Origin of the sequence: Falsiroseomonas sp. CW058 (genome assembly GCF_050563535.1) — a bacterium.
In the GTDB taxonomy this organism is placed as follows: domain Bacteria; phylum Pseudomonadota; class Alphaproteobacteria; order Acetobacterales; family Acetobacteraceae; genus Falsiroseomonas.
Map to the genome: position 1 here is coordinate 1 of NZ_JBNXUO010000060.1, position 10,108 is coordinate 10,108.

Sequence of the window (10,108 nt, forward strand, 5' to 3'; positions counted from 1 at the left end):
CGCAGCCCGCCCCTTCCAGCAGCCGCGCGGCGCGGCCGGGCACGTTGGCCACCATCGGCAGTCCCGCCGCCAGCCCCTCCGCCAGCTTGTTCGGCGCGGTCCATTCGGCGAAGCCCGGCACGTCGGCCAGGCACAGCAGGCCGAGATCGGCCCCCGCCAGCAGCCCCGCCAGGCGCGGCCGCGGCAGCGGGCCGAGGCAGGTGACGGGCAGCGCCTCGGCCGCCGCGCGGGCGGCGAGCCGCGGCGCCTCCGACCCCTGCCCCGCCAGCAGCAGCCGCACCCCCCGCCCCCGCAGCAGCGCCGCCGCGTCGAGCAGCAGGTCGAGCCCGTTGGCGCGGCCCTGCGCCCCGGCATAGACCGCCACCACGTCCCCCGCCGCCACGCCCGCCGGCCGCCAGGGCGCGACATGCGGCCCGAACAGCCGAAGGTCGGCGCCCTGCGGCAGCACCGCGACCCGCGCGGGGTCGGCGCCGCGGGCCAGCGCGGTGGCGGCCATGCCTTCCGTCAGCCCCACCACCGCGGCGGCGCGGCGGCAGGCGGCATCCGCAAGCCACCCCATCGCCGCCAGCACCGGCCGCGGGGGCCCGCCCATCGCGGCCATGGCGCGGGGCAGTTCGGGCCAGGGGTCGCGGATCTCGAACACGAAGGGCGTGCCGCGCAGCCGCCGGGCGATGAGTGCCGGGACCGCCACCGTCAGCGGGGTGGAGGAGGCGAGGATGGCGTCCCACCGCCCGCGCAGCGCCAGCGCGGTGGCGCCGGCGGCGAAGCGCAGGAAGGCGCGCGCGCGTTCGGGCAGCGGCTGGGCGTTGCCGCAGGGGATGTCGAACTCCACCACGCGGAAGCCGTCCATCGCGCCGGACCGCCGGCCGCGGCGGAACGGGCCGGCAAGCCCGGTGGTCGCGCCGGCATAGCGGCCGCAGGCCAGCGTCACCGCATGCCCCGCCGCCGCCAGCGCCCGCGCCTGCAGGAAGGACCGCGCCGGCGCGCTGCCCTCGGGGCGCGAGAAATGCTGGTGCAGGTAGAGGATGCGCAGCAAGCCGGCCCTATCCGCGGCCACAGCCCCGCAGGATGTCGATCACCCGCGCCTGCTCGGCCGGGCTCATCCCGCTGCCGGAGGGCAGGCAGAGCCCGCGTTCGAACAGCGCCGCGGCGACGGCGCCCCCCGCCTGCGGCGCGTCGCGGAAGGCGGGCTGGAGGTGCAGCGGCTTCCAGGCCGGCCGGCTCTCGATCCCCGCCGCCTCCAGCGCGCGGCGCACCGCTTCCCGGTCGGCGCCGAAGGCGGCGGGGGCGACCTGCGCCACGGTCAGCCAGCGATTGGCGCGGCCCCAGCCGGGCTCCGCGATGAAGGAGATGCCGGGCAGGGCGCCGAGCGCCGCGGCATAGGTGGCGAAGACCTCCCGCCGGCGCGCCACTCGGGCCGGCAGCGCCGGAAGCTGCGCCAGCCCGACCGCCGCGAGGACCGACGACATGCCGTAGGTGTAGCCGGTGGTCTCGTGCTCGTAATGCGCCGCCGGCTCCTTCGCCTGGCCGGCGAGCTGCCGGGCGCGGGCCAGCAGCGCCGGGTCGTCGCCCACGAGCATCCCGCCGCCGCCGGCGGTGACGATCTTGTTGCCGTTGAAGCTGAACACCGCGAGCCGCGCGCCGCGCCCGGCATGACGGCCCTCCCGCCCCTCGGCCCCCATCGCCGCGGCGCTGTCGCACAACACCGGCACGCCCCAGCGGCCGCAGGCGGCGTGGATGGCGGCAAGGTCGCAGCACTGGCCGTAGAGATCGACCGGCACCACGACGCGCGGCAGCCGGCCGCGCCGCGCCGCGCGCGACAATTCCTCGGCCAGCAGGTCGGGGTCGAGCGTCCAGCCGCGTTCCGTCACGTCGAGGAAGCGCGGCACCGCGCCCATCTGCACCGCCGGCGCGACGGTGGCGACGAAGGTCATGCAGGGGGCCCAGACCTCGTCGCCCGGCTGCACGCCTAGCACGCGATAGGCCAGGTGCAGCGCCGCCGTGCCGGAGGAGGTGGCGACCGCGCCGGCGAAGCCCGTCAGCGCGGCGACCGCCTCCTCGAAGGCGGCGGGGGCGGGGCCCGCCGGGGCGAGCCAGCCGGCTTCCAGCGTTGCGCGCAGGCTGTCGAGCTCGGTCCCGACGAGCTGCGGCGGCGACAGCGGCAGCCGCGACGGGGGGCGCTGGGGGAAGGGCACCACCCCCGCCGCGCCGGCGAGGGTGCGGGTAACGTGAACCGACAGGTTGATGAACCTCTCGTCTATCGCAATCAGAATGGGTCATGTTCCGTTAACAGATCAAGTGCCGCGCGCAGCCCCGCCACGGTCTTCAACGGGATGGCCCGCCTTCCTCCCCTTCCCCGCCGCGGAAGGCGGGCATCGTCGCATGGCCGGGCGCCGATCCGCCGCGGCCGGTCGCCCAGACCAGCAGGCTGCGCAGCGCGAGGCCGATGTCGCGTGCCAGCGTCGGCGGCCGCCCGGCATACTCCGCCCCGAGTTCCAGCCGCGCCGCCCAGGGCACCGCGTTGCGCCCCGCCGCCACGCCGGGGCCCAGGATGCCGGGCCGCACCCGCAGCCGCTGCGCCTGCCGCGCCGAGTAGTGGTGAAGGTAGGACAGCGGCAGCGGCCGGGGGCCCACCAGGCTCATCTCCCCCCGCAGCACGTTGACCAGCTGCGGCAATTCGTCGAGCCCGCTCGCGCGCAGGCGCCGCCCGAAGCCGTCGAGCCGCGCGGCATCCGGCGCATCGCCTTCCGCCATGGAGCGGAACTTGAACATCCGGAAGGGCCGGCCGCCGCGCCCGGCGCGCAGCTGCACGAACATCACCGGCCGGCCGAGCCGCCACAGCACCAGCAGCGCCACCGCCGCCATGACCGGGGCGAGCAGCAGCAGCGCCGCCGCGGCCGCCAGCAGGTCGAGCCCGCGCTTGCCGAAACGTTCGTACATCAGGCGCGCGCCGGCGCGGCGGCCCGAAGGCCGAGGCTGAGCCCGAGGCCGAGCGCGAACCACGCCATGCGGTTGCCGAGGTCGGTGGACACCATCACCGACGCCGCGACCGGCAGCGCCAGAGCGCCGATCCTCGCCGCGCGGCCCGGCTCCACGCGGCGCAGCAGCAGCCCGGCCGCGAGCGCCGCGCCGCCGAAGGCCGCCAGCCACAGCACCAGCCCCGGCAGCCCGCCTTCCGCCATCGCTTCCAGCAGGTGGTTGTGCGGGTAGCGGCCGCGCCATTCGCCGAAGCCCGCGGCGATGGAGAAGCCGCCCGTGCCGAGCCCGAAGGGGGCCGCCTGCCCCGCCCAGCCCAGCGCCGCGGACCAGAGGCCGAGCCGGGTGTCGAGCCCCGGCCCGTCCTCCGCCAGGCGCCGCACCGTGCGCAGCCCGTCGGCCAGGCCCGGCCGCAGCAGCAGCCCCGCCAGCGCCACCGCCGCGACCGCGCCGCAGCCCGCAAGCCACAGCAGCGCCGCCCCGCGCCGCCCGCCGAGCCAGAGCCGCAGCGCCGGCACCGCCGCCACGCAGAGCCCGAGCGAGCCGAGCGCCGCCCGCCCCCCCGGCAGCATCGCCGCCGCGGCGAGGGCGAGCACCACCGCCGACCAGCCCAGCGCCGGCGCCGGGCCGCGCGCCTCCGCCGCCCGCAGCGCCGCGAGCCCGCCGGCCATGGCCATGGCGAGGCCCGCGACCTGGTACTGCAGCCTGGCGAGTTCGGCATCGGCGGCGACACGCGGCGCCCAGCCGACCAGCGCCCCCCAGGCGACCACGCCGCCGAGGCCCGCGCCGATCGCCAGCGTCACCGCGCAGAAGGCGCGGCGCGCGCCCGCATCCGCCCCCACCAGCATCCCCGCCGCCAGCATGGCCGGCGCGAGGAGCGCGATGTCCGGCAGCTTGCGCGCCGCCACCAGGCGCGAGGGCGACCAGCTTCCCGCGACGACCAGCCACAGCCACAGCAGCGCCGCCGCGGCGACGGGCAGGGCGATGGCGGGATCGACATGCCAGCGCCGGGTCGCGGCCAGCAGCGTGGCGAAGGGCAGCAGCATCGCGAAGGCCAGCAGCGTCAGGTCGAAGGGCAGCGCGGCGAGGGGCGGCGCGGTCTTCAGCGCGCCGGCCAGCTGCATCACCGCCGCCGCCGCGCCCGCCCCGGCCGCGACGACGCCCGCCCCGGGGGAGATGGCGGGCGCCGCCAGGGCCGCGCCGGTCACTCCGCCGGCCCCGGCGCGGCCAGCGGCCGGCGGGCGGCGGGGGCGCGGAACAGCACCGCCGCCGCGACCAGGGCGGCGGCCGCGACCGGCGCGGCCACCACCAGCAGCAGCAGCAGCAGCGGGCGGTTCGGCAGCGAGGGCCGGCGCTCCACCATCGGCGCCTGCACCAGCCGCGCCGCCACCGCCTCGTCCGCCGCCACCACCACGCCCGCGCGCTGCTGCTGCGCGAGCAGCTCGTAGAGCGACTGGCGGATGTAGACGTCGGGCTCGCGCGACAGGCGTTCCTCCAGCGCGGCGACGCGGCGGCGCGCCATCTGCGCGAGGTCGGCGCGCACCTTCGCCTCGGCGAAGGCGTGCAGCCGCGACAGCGCGTCGAGCGCGCCGTCGCGGTCGCGATGCGCCAGCGTCAGCGTCCAGGTCACCGCGCCCGTCGTCTGCGTGACCCCGAGGTTGCGCTCCAGCCAGTCCCGCAGGTCGTCCGCATCGGCTTCCATCCGCAGGCCGAGCGCGCGGCGCAGATCGCCGAGCGGCGGCGCCGCCCGCCGCTCGGCGATCTGCGCGACGAGCGGCGTGGAGGCCGCCAGCATCGCCACAGCCTCCGCCGAGCGCAGCGCGCCGAGATAGATCGCGAAGTTCCCCGCCGGCCGCGCATCGACGACATTGCCGGGCGGCAGCGCGCCGGACAGCAGCGCGGAAGTGGCGATGCCGGTCGTCTCCGACGGCGCGACCACCGCCTCCGCCACGTAGGACCGCGGCAGGGCGAGGATCGCGCCACCGCCGCCACCCAGGAACAGCAGGGTCAGCAGCGCCACGCGCCAGCGGCGGCGCCAGAGCTGCGCCAGCAGATCCTCGATCGCCATCTCGCGTCCGTCTTCCCCGCGGGAACCTATGATATTGCGATCACGCAACGCAATCCGCCCGCCCCGGCAGCAGAATGCGCGTGACGATGGTGCCGACCGGCGCCGCGGCCTCCGCCACCAGCACCGGCACCGCGCGGATCCGGCCCGGCGCGGGGCTTTCCCAGCCCTGCCGCAGCGACAGGCGCAGCGGCGCATCGGCGGTGACGAGGATGCGGGCCCGCGGGCCGGCAAGGCCCGTGCCGGTCAGCCGCCAGGCATCCGGCGGCAGGCGCCAGCGCAGCGCGACGGTGCGGAACGGGCCGGAAAGGCGGTCCTCCACGGTCCAGCACCGACCTTCCGCGCGGACCCGGCGCTGCTGGCGGTTGCCGTGCGCGTCGCGCAGGGCGGCGCCGTCGGGCAGGGGGCGCAGCGCGGGCCAGCGCGCCAGCAGGAAACGCCCGGCGCGCGCCATCGGCTCCACCCCGTCGAAGATCGCGGCATCGTGCCCCGCGGCGCCGGACAGCGCCGGCCACCACCAGGGCGCCGGCGGGTCGTAGCTGCCGGTGCCGCCGTCGCGCAGGATCCACTCCGCCCCGTCGCGCAGCGACAGGTGCAGCAGGTCCGACTGGCCGGGGCGGAAGCGCAGCGGGCCCGTCCGCAGCACCGCGGCCGCCCCCGCCTCCTGCCAGCCCATCGTCCCCGCCGCCCGCCACCGCGCCGGGCGCGGAGCGGGCGCCGCCACGGGCGGCAGGCCGAGCCAGGCGCAGCCCGCATCCTCCGGCGCGTCCCCGCCCTGCCCGGCGAAGAGCCGCAGCGCGCGTTCGACGCTGCCGCGCGCGTCATCCGGCCCGCGCAGCCCGAGATCGGCGAAGCAGGACCCGTCCTCGAGCCCGAGGGGCGGCGTGCCGCCGGTGGCGGGGTCCACCAGGCGGTGCAGCCAGCGCGCCAGCGCCGCGGCGCGGCCGGCCAGCGGCGCGGGGAAGGGCGGCGCGCCATGCCGCCGCCGCAGCCATTCCGCGACCGAGAGCACGTCGAGCAGCAGCCGCGCATAGCCCGCCGAGACCTGCGCGAAGCCGCCATCCGGCGCGACCAGGCGCGCGACGCGCGCGGCCAGCGCGGCGGCGGGGCGGCGCGTGTCGCCGCCGAGCAGCAGCGCGCAGGCGAAGGCGCCGGCCGCTTCGGAGACGGGGTGGTTGTTGTCCTGCGCCAGGGCATAGAGCGGCGTCGCCGCGATCCGCCGGGCCGAGAGGACGAGCAGCGCGCGCGCCCCGGGCGGCGGGTCGCGGTCCGCCCCGAGCAGCGCCAGCGCCAGGGCGAGGTGCAGGGCCCGCAGCGCCGCTTCCTGCCCGCAGGCCCAGTTCGGGCCGCGGAAGGGCGGGTTGGCCGCGCACCAGCCCGCCAGCAGCGTCTCCGCCCGCGCCAGGTGGCCGCCCGCGGAGTCGAGCCGCGCGGCCTGCGCCAGCAGCGGCAGCGCGGCCAGGCGGCTCGCCTCCCAGACCGGGCGGATGCCGTCGAGCCGGAGGGAGAGCGCCGGCGCGGCCCCGTCGAAGGGGCCGTGCCAGTCGGGCGCGGGGCCGGCGGCGCGCGCGGCATCCAGCAGGCGGGACGCCGCAGCCGGCGGCAGCACTGGGGCCGGCGGCGCCTCCGCCGGCAGGAAGGGCCCGGAAGGCGCCGGTTGGTCGGCCAGCGCGCGCCCGGGCAGGCCGAGCCGGAGGGCGGCGCGATGCGCCAGCCACAGCAGCACCGGCCGGGGGCCGAGCCGCCACGCGGCATCGAGGCGGAACCGGGCGCCCCCCCAACCGGGCGCGGCGGGGCCGCCACCGGCTGCAACCCCGGGACGGAGCCCGGTGCGATTTCGGACTTGGTCTGACATGGCAACGTCGGCCATGCTACACGGGGTCGTTCATGATGGCTTCATATTTCACCTTTCAGTTGAGACACTGGGCAGGATGCCGGGCGGACCTTCGCAGGGAATGCCGCAGGGCAGCCGCCCTGGCCGCCGCCCTGCTCGCCTGGGCCCCGCCCGGCATGGCCCAGCCGATCGCCCCGCCATCGCTGCCGCCCCTGCTGCCCGGAACCTCCACGCCCGCCACGGCGCCGCCGTTCCTGCTGCCCCCCACCCTGCCGCGCGGCCTGCCCCTGCCCGGCCTGCCCGCCCCTGCCCAGGCCGAGATCCGGCAGCGGATAGAGGACGCCCAGGGCGCCCGCCCGCCCTCCCTTCCCGCGCTGCCCGCCGGCAGCCCGGCGGCCACCGGGGCCGTGGAGGCCGCCGATCCGCCGCTGTCCCACACGGAGGCCTTCTTCGCCGAACGGCTCGGCCAGCCGCTGCGCCAGTTCGGCTATGACAGCTTCCGCGCCGGCCCGACGCCGCCGCAGCTTTCCGGCGCCCTGCCGGAGGACTACCTGATCGGGCGCGAGGACGAGCTGGTGCTGGCCTTCCGCGGCCGCACCCGCGCCACGCTGAACCTGCGCGTGCTGCGCGACGGCACCATCCTGTCGCCCGACCTGCCGCCCATCCCCGCCGCCGGCCGCACGCTGCGCGAGCTGCGCGCGGAGATGGAGGCGCGCATGGCGCGCGACATGCCGGGGACCGAGCTGTTCCTGTCGATCGGCCAGGTGCGGCAGATCGCCGTCTTCGTGGGGGGGGAGGTGCAGCGGCCGGGGATGCAGGCGCTGTCCTCGCTGTCCTCCGTGCTCGATGCGCTGCAGCAGGCGGGCGGGGTGCGGCGCAGCGGGTCGCTGCGGGCGATCCGGGTGGAGGGGCCGCAGGGGACGCGCATCATCGACCTCTACGCCGTCATCGCCGGCGCCACCCCCGGCGGCACCGGCGCCGCGCTGTCCCTGCACGAGGGGGAACGCATCCTGGTCCCGCCGCTCGGCGGCATCGCCGCGATCGCGGGGGAGGTGACGCGGCCGGCGATCTACGAATTGCCGGCCGGCGTGGCGAGCGTGCCGTTGGCCACGCTGCTGCGCCTCGCGGGGGAGCCGCTGCGCCCGGCCGGGAACCGCTTCCTGCTGCAGGGCACCGACGCCGCGGGCCGGCGCAGCTTCACCGAGATCACGCCGCGCGACCCGGTGCGGCGGGGCGATTCGGTGCTGGTGCAGCCCGGCGCGGATGTGGTGGCGAACCAGCTTCGCCTGGCCGGCCATGTCGCCGCGCCGATCACCCGTGCCGCCGGCCGCGGCCGGGCGACGCTGCGCGGCCTGCTGTCGGACCCGCTGCTGGTCCGCCCCGACCCCTATCCGGGCTTCGCCGTCATCCTGCGTTCCGACCCCGAGACGCGGCTGCGGCACTTCGTGCCCTTCGACCTGGCGCGCGTCCTGCGCGGCGCCGAGGACCCGCCGCTGGCCGAGGGCGACGAGGTGGTGGTGCTCGGCAATGCCGACATCGCCTGGCTGGCCAGCCCGCCCGTGCAGCGCGCCCTGCGCGGCGAGCCGCCGGCGGGGGAGGCCTGCGCGGCGCTGACCCAGCTCGCCGTCGCGGCGGCGGGCGCGCCGGTGCGCTTCGCCCATGCGCGCGGGGCGGGCTTCCCCGGCATCGGCGCGCCGGGCTGCCCGGCGGTGTTCCGCGACTATCCGGCGCTGCTCGGCGTCCTGCTCGACGCCGCCGTGCTGGTGACGGGGGAGGTGCGGCAGCCGGGGCTGTTCCCGGTGCTGCCCGACACCGGGCTCGACCAGGTGCTGGCGGCGGCGGGGGGGCTGACCGACGGCGCCGACGCCTCGGCGGTGGAACTTGCGCGCGAGCCGGTGGGCCAGGGCGGCGCGGCGGCGCTGGCGCGCGGCACGGTCGACCTGCGCGCGCACGCCGCCCGCGCCGTGCGCCTCGCCCCGCGCGACGTGCTGCGCATCCCGCGCGGCTTCACCGACCGCGAGGCGGGCGCCGTGACGGTGGCGGGGGAGGCGGTGCGGCCCGGCACCTACGACATCCGTCGCGGCGAACGCCTTTCGGAACTGCTGGCGCGGGCCGGCGGGCTGACGCCGCACGCCTTCGCCTATGGCGCCGTGATGACGCGGGAAAGCGTGCGCGCCCGCCAGCAGGAAGGCTTCCAGCGCACGGCGCGGGAACTCGAGACCTCGCTGATCCAGGTCGCGGCGGGGCAGGCGGTGGCGGGCGGGCGCGGCACGGCGGTGGACCTCGGCAGCGCGATCACGGCGGGGCGGGAACTGGCGGCCACGCTGCGCGGCGCACAGGCCGCGGGGCGGATGGTGGTGGAGGCCAACCCCGTTGTGCTCGCCGCGCGGCCCGACCTCGACATGCTGCTGGAGCCGGGGGACGTGATCGTCATCCCGAAGCGGCCGAACGACGTGACCGTGGTGGGGGCGGTGCTGAACCCGGGCAGCCTGCAGTTCCAGCCGGGCTGGCGGGCGGGGGACTACCTGAATGCCTCGGGCGGGCCGCAGCGCTTCGCCGATGCCTCGCGCGCCTTCGTGGTGCTGCCGAACGGCCAGTCCACCCCGGCGGGCCTTTCCGCCTGGCAGGGCGGCGGCGCGGCGGTGCCGCCGGGCAGCCTGCTGGTCGTGCCGCAGGACCCCTCGCCCTTCGAGACCTGGGGCTTCATCCGCGACCTGACGCAGGTGCTGGGACAGGTCACCATCTCCTCGGCCGCGCTGGCGGTGATCGCGCGGGAGGGGCGCGGCGCGCGCTAGACCGGCATCGGCCCGGCGATCCACGCCCTTCGCATGTCCGCCTGCGGCGTGGACACCCAGGACGATCGCGCGCTGAGGGACCGGCGCCCGGGCGCCGCGGAACCGACCGCCGTCCCGACGCGCTAAGGGGGCTCTTCGGCATGGACGCGCCCCGGGCGGCGGGTCCGGCGGGGATGCGGCGCCACCGCCCGGTCCCCTGGCGCGCCGCCGAGCCCGCGGCCGGTCGCGCCCCCGCGCAGGGCGCGGCGTTCCCATCTGCCCGCCCGTCCTGTCCCTGCGGGAGGAAACCTCGCATGCAGACCCCGTCGCAAGCGGGCGCCGGCCCCGATGGCGCCTGGACCACCCTTCGCACCACCCGCGCCGGGCGCCTTGCGGCCCGCGTCGCCGCCGCGGCCGCGGTCGGCTTCTCGCTGATCGCGGGACCGCTCGGCGCCGGCG

7 protein-coding genes are annotated in these 10,108 nt (G+C 78.3%); 1 reads left to right on the plus strand and 6 read right to left on the minus strand.

The window, feature by feature from the left end; translation table 11 throughout:
* The 6 genes from ACK8OX_RS24870 to ACK8OX_RS24895 all read right to left on the minus strand — a co-directional run.
* The coding region (locus ACK8OX_RS24870; RefSeq protein WP_430666985.1) for a glycosyltransferase at nt 1–1,036 on the minus strand (1,036 nt) is incomplete at its 3' end.
* Nucleotides 1,037–1,043: 7 nt separating this feature from the next.
* Nucleotides 1,044–2,195: a DegT/DnrJ/EryC1/StrS family aminotransferase gene (locus ACK8OX_RS24875; protein WP_430666986.1), complete on the minus strand. Its 1,152-nt coding sequence runs from the start codon at nt 2,193–2,195 to the stop codon at nt 1,044–1,046.
* Nucleotides 2,196–2,325: 130 nt separating this feature from the next.
* Entirely contained in the window at nt 2,326–2,940 is a 615-nt protein-coding gene (locus ACK8OX_RS24880) for a sugar transferase (RefSeq protein ID WP_430666987.1), read from the minus strand.
* The gene (locus ACK8OX_RS24885; protein WP_430666988.1) at nt 2,940–4,184 is read right to left on the minus strand and encodes an O-antigen ligase family protein; all 1,245 of its coding nucleotides are present in this window, start codon (nt 4,182–4,184) and stop codon (nt 2,940–2,942) included. Before ACK8OX_RS24885 ends, ACK8OX_RS24880 begins: the two co-directional genes overlap by 1 nt.
* On the minus strand, nt 4,181–5,044 hold the full coding sequence (locus ACK8OX_RS24890; RefSeq protein WP_430666989.1) for a Wzz/FepE/Etk N-terminal domain-containing protein: 864 nt from the start codon (nt 5,042–5,044) through the stop codon (nt 4,181–4,183). Before ACK8OX_RS24890 ends, ACK8OX_RS24885 begins: the two co-directional genes overlap by 4 nt.
* 40 nt (nt 5,045–5,084) lie before the next feature.
* Nucleotides 5,085–6,767 (minus strand): heparinase II/III domain-containing protein, encoded by a 1,683-nt coding sequence (locus ACK8OX_RS24895; RefSeq protein ID WP_430666990.1) that lies wholly within the window; start codon nt 6,765–6,767, stop codon nt 5,085–5,087.
* 284 nt (nt 6,768–7,051) lie between these two features.
* On the opposite strand from ACK8OX_RS24895, the gene ACK8OX_RS24900 reads away from it, so the two are divergent.
* Nucleotides 7,052–9,670, plus strand: coding sequence for an SLBB domain-containing protein (locus ACK8OX_RS24900; RefSeq protein ID WP_430666991.1), 2,619 nt, complete (start codon nt 7,052–7,054; stop codon nt 9,668–9,670).
* The last annotated feature ends 438 nt before the right edge of the window (nt 9,671–10,108 follow it).